10 protein-coding genes are annotated in these 12,951 nt (G+C 75.0%); 6 read left to right on the top strand and 4 right to left on the bottom strand.

Going from position 1 to position 12,951, the window contains the following annotated elements; all coding sequences use genetic code 11:
* Positions 1 to 128: 128 nt before the first annotated feature.
* The 6 genes from ACIQUR_RS22130 (at position 129) to argG (ending at position 6,678) form a co-directional block, all read left to right on the top strand.
* Positions 129 to 572 carry a GntR family transcriptional regulator gene (locus ACIQUR_RS22130; protein ID WP_403666733.1) on the top strand — a complete coding sequence of 148 codons (444 nt, stop codon included), beginning with the start codon at positions 129 to 131 and terminating at the stop codon, positions 570 to 572.
* Positions 569 to 1,522, top strand: coding sequence for an ATP-binding cassette domain-containing protein (locus ACIQUR_RS22125; RefSeq protein WP_403666731.1), 954 nt, complete (start codon positions 569 to 571; stop codon positions 1,520 to 1,522). The genes ACIQUR_RS22130 and ACIQUR_RS22125 overlap by 4 nt, the downstream gene beginning before the upstream one ends.
* A complete protein-coding gene (locus tag ACIQUR_RS22120; protein WP_403666729.1) occupies positions 1,519 to 2,472 on the top strand; it encodes a transporter in 954 nt (317 codons plus the stop codon). Before ACIQUR_RS22125 ends, ACIQUR_RS22120 begins: the two co-directional genes overlap by 4 nt.
* 85 nt (positions 2,473 to 2,557) lie before the next feature.
* Positions 2,558 to 3,367, top strand: a complete 810-nt coding sequence (locus ACIQUR_RS22115) for a class I SAM-dependent methyltransferase (RefSeq protein ID WP_403666727.1) — start codon at positions 2,558 to 2,560, stop codon at positions 3,365 to 3,367.
* Positions 3,368 to 3,837: 470 nt separating this feature from the next.
* Positions 3,838 to 5,130 (top strand): glycosyltransferase family 39 protein, encoded by a 1,293-nt coding sequence (locus ACIQUR_RS22110; RefSeq protein ID WP_403666724.1) that lies wholly within the window; start codon positions 3,838 to 3,840, stop codon positions 5,128 to 5,130.
* Between the two features lie 93 nt (positions 5,131 to 5,223).
* Positions 5,224 to 6,678: an argininosuccinate synthase gene (gene argG / locus ACIQUR_RS22105; protein ID WP_403666721.1), complete on the top strand. Its 1,455-nt coding sequence runs from the start codon at positions 5,224 to 5,226 to the stop codon at positions 6,676 to 6,678.
* Positions 6,679 to 6,914: 236 nt separating this feature from the next.
* Here argG and recQ read toward each other — a convergent pair whose 3' ends face one another.
* The 4 genes from recQ to ACIQUR_RS22085 form a co-directional block, all read right to left on the bottom strand.
* Entirely contained in the window at positions 6,915 to 8,969 is a 2,055-nt protein-coding gene (gene recQ, locus ACIQUR_RS22100; RefSeq protein WP_403666718.1) for a DNA helicase RecQ, read from the bottom strand.
* An 87-nt stretch (positions 8,970 to 9,056) separates the two neighbouring features.
* A complete protein-coding gene (locus ACIQUR_RS22095) occupies positions 9,057 to 10,460 on the bottom strand; it encodes an aminobutyraldehyde dehydrogenase (RefSeq protein WP_403666716.1) in 1,404 nt (467 codons plus the stop codon).
* The gene (locus ACIQUR_RS22090) at positions 10,453 to 11,769 is read right to left on the bottom strand and encodes a flavin monoamine oxidase family protein (protein ID WP_403666714.1); all 1,317 of its coding nucleotides are present in this window, start codon (positions 11,767 to 11,769) and stop codon (positions 10,453 to 10,455) included. The genes ACIQUR_RS22095 and ACIQUR_RS22090 overlap by 8 nt, the downstream gene beginning before the upstream one ends.
* 77 nt (positions 11,770 to 11,846) lie before the next feature.
* Positions 11,847 to 12,947 (bottom strand): ABC transporter ATP-binding protein, encoded by a 1,101-nt coding sequence (locus ACIQUR_RS22085; RefSeq protein ID WP_403666712.1) that lies wholly within the window; start codon positions 12,945 to 12,947, stop codon positions 11,847 to 11,849.
* Between the last annotated feature and the right edge of the window lie 4 nt (positions 12,948 to 12,951).

The following is a 12,951-nucleotide window of genomic DNA, read 5'->3' as shown; positions in this document are numbered from 1 at the left end:
TGCGGTTCCTCGGTCTTCCTCGGTGTGGCGGACGGGAGTTGCCGGGTCGGCCCCCATCCTCGCGCGCCGGGCCGTTTGACAGGAACGCCACCCAAGATCCATGCTTTCACTACTCAATTAGTGAAAGCATGGAAGGTGACGTGGTCGAGTACCAGATCGACCGGTCGAGCGGCGTCCCGGCGTACGTGCAGATCGTCCGGCAGACCGAGCAGGCCCTGCGCATGGGCACGCTCCAGGTCGGCGACAGGCTGCCCACCGCCAAGGAGGTCGTCGAGGCCACCGCGATCAACCCCAACACGGTGCTCAAGGCCTACCGCGAGCTGGAGCGGGAGGGGCTGGTCGAGGCCCGGCGCGGCCTCGGCACCTTCGTGCGCCGCTCGCTGGCGCGTCCCGCCACGGCGGCGGACTCCCCGCTCCGTGCGGAGCTCGCCGCCTGGATGGCGCGCGCCCGTGCGGCGGGCCTGGAGCGCGCCGACGTCCTCGCGCTGATCACCGCCGCCGTCGAGGAGATGGACGCGGGCGGACCCGTACCACCCCCGGAAGTCCGGGACGACACAGAGGAGAACGCATGACCGGGCCCACCGAGCCCGCCGCCCTGAGCGCCACGGGCCTCGGCCACCGGTACCGGGCACGCGCCGGCTGGGCGCTGGAGGACTGCACCTTCACGGTCCCGCGGGGCCGCGTCACCGCCCTCGTGGGCCGCAACGGCGCCGGCAAGAGCACCCTGCTGCACCTGGCCGCCGGCCTGCTCCGTCCGACGACGGGCCGGGTACGGGTCCTCGGCGCGGCGCCCGGCACGCCCGAGGCCCGCGCCCGGGTCTCGCTCCTCACCCAGGAGAAGCCGCTCTACCCCCGCTTCACGGTGGCCGACACCCTGCGCATGGGCGCCCGGCTCAACCGCGTCTGGGACCGCGAGGCGGCCGAACGGACCGTCCGCGAGGGGAACATCGCCCTCGACGCACGGGTGGGGGAGCTGTCCCCCGGCCGCCGCGCCCGGGTGGCCCTCGCCCTGGCCCTCGGCAAGCGGCCCGACCTGCTGCTGCTCGACGAGCCGCTGTCCAACCTCGACCCGCTGGTCCGCGGCGAGATCATGGCCACGCTGATGGCCGAGGCCGCCGAGCACGGCACCAGCATCGTGATGTCCTCCCACGTGCTGTCCGAGCTGGAGCAGACCTGCGACTGGGTCGTCCTGCTCCGCGAGGGCCGCATGGCGCTGAGCGAGGACACCGACGAACTGCGCACCGGCCACGTCCTGCTGACCGGGCACCGGGACGGCGCCCCGGACCTGGCCGGGCACACGGTGGTGCACGCGCGCACCAACGGCCGGCAGCTCACCGCCCTGGTCCGCCTCGCCGGCGAGCTCGCCGGCGACTGGCAGGTACGGCGCCCCAGCCTGGAGGACGTACTGATCGGACACCTCCGCACCGAACCCGAAGAGAACGAAGTGAAACACCCGACCGACCCGGCCCACCCGACCCAGCCGACCGCCCCCACCCACCGGAACCACGAGGACGCGGCGTGAAGGGCTCCCTCTGGCTGGCCTGGCGCCAGCAGCGCGCACTGGTGCTGAGCGGCGCGGCCCTGCTGGCCGTCGCCCTGACGGTCGCGGTGGTCTCGCGCGCCGGCATGGTGTCCGACCTGGCCAGCGGCAGGTTCGACCACTGCGAGACCGGGCCCCTGCACTGCAGCGGCGCCGACGGCCTACCGCTGCTGCTCGACATCGGGCCCCTCCAGCTGCTGGGCTTCCTCAACATCGCGCTGCCCACCCTCATCGGCATGTTCTGGGGTGCCCCGCTGCTCGGCCGCGACCGCGAACTCGGCACCCACCGCATGGTGCTGGCCCAGGGCATCGGCCGCGCCCAGTGGTTCACCGGCCGCTTCGCCCTCGCCGCCCTCGGCAGCGTGGCCGTCTCCGGGCTGCTGGCGCTGCTGTTCACCTGGTGGTGGGAGCCCGCGGCCGACCGCAGCTACGGGATGTTCTGGTACGACACGGCGTCCCTCAGCGGTTCCGGCCCGCGTACCGTCGCCGCCGCCCTCTTCGGCCTCTCCGTCGGCACCCTGGCCGGGCTGCTGGTGCGCCGGGTGATGTCCGGCATGGCAGTGACCCTCGTGGTCACCGTCGCCGTCACCGGGCTGATGGAACTGGCCCACCGGGCCCGCGTGTTCGTCCCGCCGCACAGCTACGTGAGCGCGGGCTCCGCGCCCAAGCCGCTCATGGAGGACAAGTGGTCGACGGGCAACTACGGCCTGATCACCGCCTCCGGACGCCGTGACGACGTCATGAACTGCGCCTTCCCCTCCGGCCCGGAGCTCACCGACTGCATGACCCGGCACGGCTACGTGTCCCGCTTCTACGAGGCCAACCCGTCCGGCGACTACTGGGCCTTCCAGTGGACCGACACGGCGCTCCTCGGCGGGCTGGCCGCAGTCCTCGTCGTCGCGACGGTCCTGCTGCTGCGCCGCCGCGTCTGAACCCCGCCCGCCAGGGCGCCCCTCTCCTTTCCCTTTCACTCCCTCTTTTCCTTCATCACGTACCGAGCAAGGAGGTCGCTTCGGCATGCCCGAAAACGCCAAGTCCCCCAAGAAGCTGAACAACAACCGCGCCGCCCTGACCCACAAGGTGGGCTACGCGCTGCGCAACCCCGGCCGCGTCGCCCCGTACCTGCGCCGCGCCACCCGCGACGCCTGGCTGCGCCGCCAGTACCCCGACCACGTGGCGTACTACCGCGCCGTGATGGCCTCCGACACCCGGCGCAACCCCGAGGCCGCGGTCGGCAGCCAGACCCACGACCGGTGGCTGGCGCTCGGCCGGATGCAGTTCGACTACCTGGTGGAGCACGGCCTGCGGCCCGAGCACCGGATGCTCGACATCGGCTGCGGGAACCTGCGCGGCGGCTGGCGGTTCATCGGCCACCTCGACACCGGCCACTACTACGGCATCGACATCTCGCCCGACATCCTCATAGCCGCCAAGCGGACGCTGAGGGACCGCGGGCTCCAGGCGAAGCTGCCGCACCTGACCATCACCGACGACCTCACCCTGGACTTCCTGCCCGACCGCCACTTCGACGTGGTCCACGCGCACAGCGTGTTCTCGCACTCCCCGCTGCCGGTGATCGACGAATGCCTCGCGCACGTCGGGCGCATCCTGACCGACACCGGGTTCTTCGACTTCACCTTCGACCGCACGGAGGGCACCGAACACCAGGTGCTGCGGGAGGACTTCTACTACCGCACGGAGACGCTGCTCGCCCTCGCGGCCAAGCACGGGCTGCACGCCCGCTTCATGGACGACTGGGAGACGCGGCCGCACGGCCAGTCCAAGATCCGGGTGAGCCGTTCGCCGCTGGCGCCGGCCGCCGCCTGACGCACCGCCCGGAGCCCGCCATGCCGCCTCCGCCCACGGGACCGCCCGGCCTCCTGCCGGCCCGCCCCGCCCCCGCACCGCACCGGCCCCCGGCCGGCCCCCACCGGCCCGATCCGCCCGGTCCGCCCGGTCCAACGGGTCCGCACAGTCCGCCCGATCCGCCGGGCCCGCCCGGACCGGCCGCCCGGTCCGCGCCGCCGCCCGCGCCCCCGCCGGCGCCGCAACCCCCGCCTCCGCCTCCGCCCCCGCCCCCGCCCGGGGCCCGTGCCGCGGATCCGCCCTCCGACCGCACCACCGGACAACCGGCCCACCCCTCCTCCCCCTCTCCCTCCCTCCGCACCGTCCGCGCCCTCCCCGCCGCCCTGGCCCTGGCCCTCGGCCTGTGGGGCATCACCCGGCAGGACTCGCTCTGGCGCGACGAGGCCGCCACCTGGCAGGTCGCCCGGCGCAGCCTGCCCGAGCTGTGGCGGATGCTGGACCAGGTGGACCTGGTCCACGGCCTCTACTACGCCTTCGTCCACGCCGTCTTCGCCGTCTTCGGCGAAGGCCTGGTCGCCCTCCGCCTGCCCTCCGTCCTGGCGGTCGCCGCCGCGGCCGCGCTCCTGGCCGACGTCGGGGCCCGGCTCGCCGGCCCGCGGGCCGGACTGGCCGCCGGCCTCGCCCTCGCGCTGCTGCCGCCGGTCCAGCGGTACGCGCAGGAGGGCCGCCCGTACGCCCTGGTGACGGCCGCGGCCGCACTCGCGACCTGGCTGCTGGTGGCCGGGATCCGGCGGCCGCGGGCCCGCACCTGGTGCGCGTACGCCGCGGCGGTCCTGGCCGGCGCGCTGCTCAACTGGTTCTCGCTGCTGGTCCTGTGTGCGCACGCCTGCACGCTGCTGCTCGTCCGCGCGCCCCGCGCCGTGCGGCGCGGATGGGCGTACGCGGCGGGCGCGGCGGTGCTCGGCGCGCTGCCGCTGATCTGCGCCAGCCGCAGCCAGGCGGGACAGGTGGCGTGGATCCGTCCGGCCGGCGCCGGGACCGTCGCGCTGGTGGCCGGGTCGGTGCTGCTCGCGGGCGGCTGCGCCCTGCTGCGCGGTGCCCGGTACGGCGGGGCGCCACCGGCCGGGCCCGGCGGGCGGGTGGGCCCGGCGGCCGTGGCGGTCCCCCTGTGTGCCGTGCCGCAGGTGGTGCTGCTCGCGGTCTCGCTGACCGTGCAGCCGCTGTTCGTCGACCGGTACGTGCTGTTCGCCGCGCTGGGCCTCGCCCTGGCGCTCGGCGTGCTGGTCACCGCGCTCGGCGCCCGGCTCGGGGCACGGCCGGGAGCCTTCACGGCCGGGGTCGCCGCGCTGGTCTTCCTCGCGCTGCTGCCGGTCGAGCACCGGCTGCGGACGGCCGGGGGCCGGGTGGACGACGTGCGCGGGGCCGCCGCACTGGTGGCCTCGGCGCGGGGACCGGGCGGTGCCGGGGTGGTGTTCGTGCCGGCCGCGCGCCGGGACACCGCGCTGGTCACACCGGCCGCGTTCCGGGGGCTGCGGGACCTGGCGCTCGTACGCACTCCCGCCGCGTCCGGCACGCTGCACGGCGTGGAGGCCGGGCCCGGGGCGATCGCCGGCGCGCTGCTGCGGGAGCGCCGCGTGGTGCTGGTCGACGACGCGGGGGCCGGCGCGCCCGCCAACGCGCGCGACCGGGCCAAGCGGCGGGTGCTGGCCGGGGCCTTCGTGGCGGTCCGGTCGGAGGTGTCGGGCGGCCGGCGGGTCACCGTGTACGAGCGGAAGGAGCGCTGAGGGGGGCGGCTCGACCCGGTGCGGCGAGGGGCGGTGAGGGAGGCCACCCGAAGGGGTGTTGCATGATCATGCGATACCTTGCATACTCTTCCTATGTCCAAGGTCCTCACCTCCCTCCCCGCCGGCGAGCGCGTCGGCATCGCCTTCTCCGGCGGCCTCGACACGTCGGTCGCCGTCGCGTGGATGCGCGACAAGGGCGCCGTTCCGTGCACCTACACCGCCGACATCGGCCAGTACGACGAGCCCGACATCGCCTCGGTGCCCGGCCGCGCCAAGACCTACGGCGCCGAGATCGCGCGTCTGGTCGACTGCCGCGCCGCGCTCGTCGAGGAGGGCCTTGCCGCGCTCACCTGCGGCGCGTTCCACATCCGCTCGGGCGGCCGCGCGTACTTCAACACCACGCCCCTGGGCCGCGCCGTCACCGGCACCCTGCTGGTCCGGGCGATGCTGGAGGACGACGTACAGATCTGGGGCGACGGCTCGACCTTCAAGGGCAACGACATCGAGCGGTTCTACCGCTACGGCCTGCTGGCCAACCCGCACCTGCGGATCTACAAGCCGTGGCTCGACGCGGACTTCGTGACCGAGCTCGGCGGCCGCAAGGAGATGTCCGAGTGGCTGCTGGCCCACGGGCTGCCCTACCGGGACAGCACCGAGAAGGCCTACTCCACCGACGCCAACATCTGGGGCGCCACGCACGAGGCGAAGACCCTCGAGCACCTGGACACCGGCATCGAGACCGTCGACCCGATCATGGGCGTGCGGTTCTGGGACCCGTCGGTCGAGATCGCCGCCGAGGACGTGACCATCGGCTTCGACCAGGGCCGGCCGGTGACGATCAACGGCAAGGAGTTCGCCACCGCGGTCGACCTGGTGATGGAGGCCAACGCGATCGGCGGCCGCCACGGCCTGGGCATGTCCGACCAGATCGAGAACCGGATCATCGAGGCCAAGAGCCGCGGCATCTACGAGGCCCCGGGCATGGCCCTGCTGCACGCCGCGTACGAGCGCCTCGTCAACGCGATCCACAACGAGGACACCCTCGCGCAGTACCACAACGAGGGCCGCCGCCTCGGCCGGCTCATGTACGAGGGCCGCTGGCTGGACCCGCAGGCGCTGATGATCCGCGAGTCCCTCCAGCGCTGGGTCGGCGCGGCGGTCACCGGCGAGGTGACCCTGCGGCTGCGGCGCGGCGAGGACTACTCGATCCTCGACACCACGGGCCCGGCCTTCAGCTACCACCCGGACAAGCTGTCCATGGAGCGCACCGAGGACTCGGCCTTCGGCCCGGTCGACCGGATCGGCCAGCTCACCATGCGGAACCTGGACATCGCCGACTCCCGCGCCAAGCTGGAGCAGTACGCCGGCCTGGGCCTGATCGGCACCGGCAGCCCGACCATCGGCGCCTCCCAGGCCGCCGCGACCGGGCTGATCGGCACCATGCCGGAGCTGCCCGAGGGCGGCGCCGAGGCCATCGCCTCGCGCGGCGAGGTCTCGGAGGAGGACCAGATGCTGGACCGGGCCGCGATGGAGTTCGGCACGGACTGACGCTCCCCCGCAGCCGGGACCGTGGGAACGGGCCGGCCCGGCGCCCTCGTGGGCGCCGGGCCGGCCCGTTCCGCGTTGCGGGTCCGCGGTGTGCGGGCCCACGCCGTCGCCCTGCAGCGCGGCCACCTCGAAGGCCACGAGCCCTTGGTGTCCCGGTCCGGCCGCGCCCGCAGCGCGCGGGGACCGCGGGCCGCCCGCCCGGGTGACGCGGGCGGGCGTGCCCTCCGCCGTCCCCCCTACTGCCAGTCGTCCCAGGCCGGGTCCGGCTCCTCCGGGTCGAACGGCGGCTCGTCGTCGAACGGCTCCGGGGGCTCGGCGACGGCCGCGGAGGCCGCACCGGCGCCGGCGGTACGGGCGCCCCGGGCGGGCCCGGCGGGGCGCGCGGACGCCGGCGCGGACGCGGCGCCGGGTGCGGCGGTGGCCGGGGTGTCCGGGCTGCCCGCGCGGTGCTCGGCCAGCGCGTCGAGGACGCCCTCGCCGTACTTCTCCAGCTTGGCCTCGCCGACGCCGCCGACGCCGGCGAGTTCCTCGACCGTGGCCGGCTGCAGGGTGGCGATCTCCCGCAGGGTGGCGTCGTGGAAGACCACGTACGCCGGTACGCCCTGCTCGCGTGCGGTCGCGGCCCGCCACGCGCGCAGCGCCTCGAAGACCGGCACGGCGGCGGCCGGCAGGTCGACCGGCACCCGGGCGCCCTTCCCGGAGCGCGTGCCGGACTCCTTGCGGGCCGCGGCGACGGCCTTCTCCTTGCGCATCGGCACGGGCCGCCTGCCCCCGAGCACCTCGCCGCTGGCGTCGGTCAGGACGAGCGTGCCGTAGTCGCCCTCGACCGCCAGCAGTCCCTGGGCCAGCAGCTGGCGCACGACGCCCCGCCACTCCGCCGTGCCGAGGTCGGCGCCGACGCCGAACACGGACAGCTGGTCGTGGTCGAACTGGATGACCTTGGCGGTCTTCTTGCCCTGGAGGATGTCGATGATCTGGCCGGCCCCGAACTTCTGGCGCCGCTCCCGCGCCAGCCGCCACACCGTGGACAGCAGCTTCTGGGCGGCGACGGTGCCGTCCCAGGACTCGGCCGGGGTCAGGCAGGTGTCGCAGTTGCCGCAGGGCTCGCCCGCCTGCCCGAAGTAGGCGAGCAGCCGCACCCGCCGGCAGTCGACGGTCTCGCACAGCGCGAGCATCGCCTCCAGGTGCAGGGCCAGCGACCGGCGGTGCTGGTCGTCGCCCTCGGAGGTGTCGATGAGCTTGCGCTGCTGGACCACGTCCTGGAGGCCGTACGCCAGCCAGGCGGTGGCCGGCTCGCCGTCGCGGCCGGCGCGGCCGGTCTCCTGGTAGTAGCCCTCCACCGACTTGGGCAGGTCGAGGTGGGCCACGAAGCGGACGTCCGGCTTGTCGATGCCCATGCCGAAGGCGATGGTCGCCACGACCACCACGCCGTCCTCCCGCAGGAAGCGCGCCTGGTTCGCGGCGCGCGTGCGGGCGTCCATGCCGGCGTGGTACGGCACGGCGTCGATGCCGTGCTCGGCCAGCGAGGCCGCGGTCTTCTCGACCGAGGAGCGGGAGAGGCAGTAGACGACTCCGGCGTCGCCCGCGTGCTCGGTCCTGATCAGCTCCAGCAGCTGCTTGAGCGGGTTGTTCTTCGGGACGATGCGGTACTGGATGTTGGGCCGGTCGAAGCTGGCGACGAAGTGCCGCGCGTCCTCCAGGCCCAGCCGCGCCGCGATCTCGGCGTGCGTGGCCTCGGTGGCGGTCGCGGTCAGCGCGATCCGCGGGACCTTGGGCCAGCGCTCGTGGAGCATCGACAGGGCGAGGTAGTCCGGGCGGAAGTCGTGGCCCCACTGGGCCACGCAGTGCGCCTCGTCGATGGCGAAGAGCGAGACCTTGCCGCGGTCGAGGAGCCGCTGGGTGCCCTCCGTGCGCAGCCGCTCGGGCGCCAGGTACAGCAGGTCCAGCTCGTCGGCGAGGAAGGCCTGCTCGACGGCCTGCCGCTCGTACGGGTCCTGGGTGGAGTTGAGGAAGCCGGCCCGCACCCCGAGGGCGGTGAGCGCGTCCACCTGGTCCTGCATGAGCGCGATCAGCGGGGAGATCACGATGCCGGTGCCCTCTCTGACCAGCGCCGGGATCTGGTAGCACAGGGACTTCCCGCCGCCGGTCGGCATCAGGACCAGGGCGTCGCCGCCGCCGACGACCTGCTCGATGATCTCCTGCTGCTCGCCGCGGAAGGAGCTGTAGCCGAAGACGCGGTGGAGCACGTCGAGCGCCGGGGAGACATCGGGGGACACGTCGGAGAGGGCCATTCGGGAAGCCTATCGGCAGCGGCCGACACCGATGGCCCGCGAGCCGGAGCCTGTGGACGACTCCGGCCCGCCTCTGACCCCGCGGGGTCAGAGCATCACGTGCTTGGGGTGGGTGTAGTCCAGCAGGCCGGCCATCGAGAGGTCGCTCCCGTAGCCGGACTGCCGGGTGCCGCCGTGGGGCATCTCCGAGACCGTGGTGCCGTGGGTGTTGACCCAGACGATCCCGGTGCGCAGGGCCCGGGTGGCCCGCATGGCCCGGTCGTGGTCCCTGGTCCAGACGCTCGCGGCCAGGCCGAAGCGGACGTCGTCGGCCAGCCGGAGGGCCTCCTCCTCGGTGGCGAAGGGCTGCACCGTGACGACGGGGGCGAACGTCTCCTCCCGGACCAGTTCGTCGTCCTGGCGGACCCCGGCCACGACGGTGGCCTGGTGGAAGAAGCCGGGGCGCGGGAGGGTCCGGCCGCCGGTGACGATCCGGGCGTGCGCGGGGAGCCGGTCCAGCAGGCCCCGGGTGGCGGCGAGCCGGGCGGCGCTGTTCAGCGGGCCGAAGGCCGCGTCCCGGTACGGGGGTGCCGCCGCGGCGGCGGCGAAGGCCGCGAGGAAGTCGTCGTACACCCGCTCGTGGACCAGCAGCCGGGACGGCGCGGTGCAGTCCTGGCCGGCGTTGTAGTACGCGACCTCGGCCAGGGCGGCCGCGGTGGCGGCGACGTCCACGTCGTCGTGGACGAGGACCGGGGCGTTGCCGCCGAGCTCCAGGTGGAGCCGCTTCAGGCCGCCGGCCGCCGCCGCGGCGATCTGCCGGCCCGCGCGTACGCTCCCGGTGACCGCGATCAGGGCCACGTCCGGGTGCTCGACGAGCGCCCGGCCGGTGTCGCGGCCCCCGCACACCACGTTGAGGACGCCCGGCGGCAGGTGCTCCGCGGCCAGGGCGGCGAGCAGCGCGGCGGAGGAGGGGGTGGTGTCCGCGGGCTTGAGCACGGTGGTGTTCCCGGCGGCGAGGGCCGGCGCGATCTTCCAGGCGGCCATCATCAGCGGATAGTTCCAGGGGGTGATCTGGGCGCACACGCCGACGGGCTCGCGCCGCAGCAGCGAGGTGCGGCCCTCGGTGTACTCGGCCGCGGCGGCACCCGGCAGGTTCCGTGCGGCGCCGGCGAAGAAGCGGAAGGTGTCGGCGATGGCGGGGAGTTCGTCGGCGAGGAAGCGCTCGGGCGGTTTGCCGGTGTCGCGGCTCTCGGCCGCCGTCAGTTCGCCGGCGTGGTCCTCGACCGCGTCGGCGAGGGCGAGGAGGGCGCGCTGCCGGGTGGCCGGCGTGGTCGCCGCCCAGTGCGGGAAGGCCGCGGCGGCGGCCGCGCAGGCCGCGTCGGTGTCGGCCCGGCCGGAGCGGGGGGCGCGGCCGTGGACCCGGCCGGTCGCGGGGTCGACCAGGTCCGAGGTCTCGCCGGAGGCGGCGGGCCGGCCGGTGCCTCCGATGTGGTTCTCCAGGGTGTCAGCCACGGGCCAGTGCCTCCTTCGCGGCGGCGCGGCCGGTGCGGACCGCGCCTTCCATGTAGCCGGCCACCCACTGGTCGGACCCGCAGACGTAGAAGGGCGGCTCGTGGGTGCCGTGCCGGGGTCCCACGGCGAGGACGTCGCCGGGCGTCCAGTGGGTGACGTACCCCTGGGTCCAGGGGTCGGTGCCCCACAGGCGGAGGTACGCGGCGAGCGGCCGGTGCGCCTCGTCGCCGTAGAGGCGGGCCACCTCGGCCAGCAGTCCGGCGGTGCGCAGGGCGGGCGGCGTGCCGAGCAGCACGCCGTACCGCTCGGGCGGCACGAGGGCGGAGAGGACGCCCTCGCTCTGCGGCCAGGTGCTGCCGAGCACGCCCTCGGACTCGGAGAGGCCGCTGAGGCCGCGGCGCCGCCAGAAGGGTTCCGCGTAGGCGGCGGCGAACTTGGCCGCGACCGCGTGGCGCTGGCGGTGCAGGGAGCCGAGGCGCTCGTCGGAGACTCCCGTGACGGCGACCGAGCGGAGGGGGCCGACGGGCAGGGCGCTGACGACGGCGCCGGCGGTGAGGGTCTCGCCGTCGGCGAGGCGTACGGTGCAGCCGCCCGGGCGGCGGACGGCGACGGCGGCGACCGGGGCGCCCGTGCGGATCCGGCCGGTGAGCCCCTCGGCCATCCGCAGGGCGACGGTGGCGGAGCCCTCGGCCACCCGCAGGCCCTCCCACGCCTCGTACGCGTAGTGGCCGTCGCCGGGCACGGCGGCGTGCTTGCGGAGGGCGGCGAGGAGGGAGGTGCGCTCGTACGAGCCGTCGGCGAGGGCGAGCTGTCCGATCTCCCAGAGGCGTACGACGGCGGGGCCGGCCCCCTCGGAGCGCAGCCAGTCGCCGACGGACAGGCGGTCGAGGGCCGCGGCGTCGGGGTGGGACCACGGGTCGTCGGGGTCGACGGTCGCGGCGAGCGCGGTGAAGGCGGCGGTGGCCTTGCGGTGGGCGGCGTCGTCCCCGGGGCCGAACCAGTGGGGCGGGTCGCCGGCGGAGACGCCCTCGGGGGTGGCGCGGGCGAGGGCGCCGGGCTCGGCGACGTAGCTGGGGACCAGGGTGAGGCCGAGTTCGGCGACGAGGCCGGTGTACGCGGTGTGGGCGCGGCCGGCCACCTCGCCGCCGAGCTGCACGAGGCGGCCGTCGGGGAGCCGGGTCTGCTCGACGCGGCCGCCGACCCGGTCGCGGGCTTCGACGACGAGGACGTCGGCTCCGCCGGCGGCCAGGTCACGGGCCGCGGCCAGGCCGGCCAGGCCGGCGCCGAGCACGATGACGTCGTGGTTCACGGGGGTGTTCCTCCGGTCGGCGCCGGTGCGGCGGCGCGGGGCAGGGGTCCGGGGCGGCCCGGCTGTCCGGGGGCGGATCAGGAGGCCGGGCGGTCCAGGACCAGGCAGTGCTCCGGCTTCCAGGCGATCTCGACCTGCTCGCCGCCGCTCCAGCGGTCCTCCATGCGCGAGCGCACGGTGTTCTGCTCCAGGACCGAGACCGTGACGCCGGGGGCGAGTTCGATGAGGTAGGTGGTGGTCGGGCCGGAGTAGACGGTCTCCCGGACCACCCCGCCGGCCTTGGCCATGCCCGGTTCGAAGTCGGAGAGCCAGATCTTCTCGGGGCGGATCGAGAGGCAGACGGGGCTGTCGTCGGGGACGTCGGGGCGGGGGCCGACGGGCAGGGCGGGGCCGCCCGCGTCAAGCAGCACCTGGCCGGCCCGGTAGGTGCCGGGGACCAGGTTCGACGTACCCATGAAGGAGGCCACGAAGCCGCTGGTGGGGCGCTCGTACACGTCCTCCGGCGTGCCGCACTGCTCGACGCGGCCCTCGTTCATGACGGCGAGGCGGTCGGACATGGTGAGGGCCTCGTCCTGGTCGTGGGTGACGAAGACGAAGGTGATGCCGACCTCGCGCTGGATCTGCTTGAGCTCGACCTGCATCTGGCGGCGCAGCTTGAGGTCGAGGGCGGCGAGCGGCTCGTCGAGGAGCAGCACCTGCGGGCGGTTGACCAGGGCGCGGGCGAGCGCGACGCGCTGCCGCTGGCCGCCGGAGAGGGTGGCCGGCTTGCGGTCGGCGAGGCCGCCGAGCTGCACGAGGTCGAGCATCTCGGCGACGCGCCGGCGGATCTCGGCGCGGGCGACGCCCTTGCGCTTGAGCCCGAAGGCCACGTTGTCGGCCAGCGAGAGGTGGTCGAAGAGGGCGTAGCTCTGGAAGACGGTGTTGACGTCGCGCTTGTTGGGCGGCAGGCCGGTGACGTCCTCGCCGCCGAGGAGCACGCTGCCCTCGGTGGGGTCGGCGAAGCCGCCGGTCATGCGGAGCAGGGTGGTCTTGCCGCAGCCGGAGGGGCCGAGGAGGGAGAAGAACTCGCCGGGGGCGACGTCGAGGCTGACGCCGCGGACCGCGTAGGCGTCGCCGGCGGCTCCGGCGTACCGCTTGGAGACCTGGTCGAGACGGACTGCGGGGTGCGGGTGCTGCATGGGT

It is taken from the genome of Streptomyces sp. NPDC101132, from assembly GCF_044759225.1.
Taxonomy (GTDB): Bacteria; Actinomycetota; Actinomycetes; order Streptomycetales; family Streptomycetaceae; genus Streptomyces.
Note: the sequence above shows the minus strand (reverse complement) of the source record. Positions and strands in the feature narration are given on the sequence as shown.

What these genes read in the sequence shown, in the direction of transcription:
- ACIQUR_RS22115 (WP_403666727.1), top strand. Translation starts at nt 2,558, where the DNA reads ATGCCCGAAAACGCCAAGTCCCCCAAGAAGCTGAACAACAACCGCGCC.
- ACIQUR_RS22085 (WP_403666712.1), bottom strand. Translation starts at nt 12,947, where the DNA reads ATGCAGCACCCGCACCCCGCAGTCCGTCTCGACCAGGTCTCCAAGCGG.
- ACIQUR_RS22125 (WP_403666731.1), top strand. Translation starts at nt 569, where the DNA reads ATGACCGGGCCCACCGAGCCCGCCGCCCTGAGCGCCACGGGCCTCGGC.
- ACIQUR_RS22130 (WP_403666733.1), top strand. Translation starts at nt 129, where the DNA reads ATGGAAGGTGACGTGGTCGAGTACCAGATCGACCGGTCGAGCGGCGTC.
- recQ (WP_403666718.1), bottom strand. Translation starts at nt 8,969, where the DNA reads ATGGCCCTCTCCGACGTGTCCCCCGATGTCTCCCCGGCGCTCGACGTG.
- ACIQUR_RS22110 (WP_403666724.1), top strand. Translation starts at nt 3,838, where the DNA reads ATGCTGGACCAGGTGGACCTGGTCCACGGCCTCTACTACGCCTTCGTC.
- argG (WP_403666721.1), top strand. Translation starts at nt 5,224, where the DNA reads ATGTCCAAGGTCCTCACCTCCCTCCCCGCCGGCGAGCGCGTCGGCATC.